General features: G+C 45.0%; 1 pseudogene. It reads right to left on the bottom strand.

The window, feature by feature from the left end:
* Positions 1–552 (bottom strand): annotated as a pseudogene (locus ACFIO5_RS12260) (alanine-zipper protein); the annotation flags it as partial.
* Positions 553–655 lie beyond the last annotated feature (103 nt).

The following is a 655-nucleotide window of genomic DNA, read 5'->3' as shown; positions in this document are numbered from 1 at the left end:
CAAACCCTTCGCTTCTGAAGCTGTTTGCGAGGCTTGTTCCACTCCTGTTTGCGCCGATTCGGCAACTCTCTTAACAGTTGCAACAGATTCCTTGACTTCAGCACAAGCATTCTTGGATTGTTCTGAAAGAGCCTTTGCCTCTTCTGCAATATCCTTGGCATCATCAGCTGTCCGTTTTGCGCCATCCGCCTTAAGACTTGCTTGTGTTGCTATCGTCTTAACTTCATGACTCGTCGCTACCGCGGTCGCTGCTACTTGGGTTGTCTCTGTTGCTGTTTGAGAAGCATCTTTCGCTGTTTGTTCTGCACGTTCAGCAATAGATTTCGATTCTTCTGCAACCTGTTGCGCACCATTCGCACGCGCCATGGCTTTTTCCGACTCTTGCCTTGCATTCACAACCTGTTCTAACGGCGCAAAGGTTTCATACGAATACAAAGATGCCGTCCCTAAAATCTTCGGAACAACAACGCTATCTTGCGAAGTTCCTTCTCTGATTTCCTCTTTCGTGGCTATTGGTATCAGATACTCATGACTATGATCAGGTATTTTCATCTGCTTTATTCCTCCATTAAACCTAAAATGAACACTCTTTCAAATCTTCAAACTCTTCTCTTAAGGTCTCTAAGCGCTTCTCTAAATCTTTCAGTGAACCATC

The sequence above is a fragment of the Bartonella sp. AA86SXKL genome (assembly GCF_042196885.1).
The sequence above is the reverse complement of the archived record's forward strand: the minus strand, read 5'-3'. Positions and strand labels throughout refer to the sequence as shown.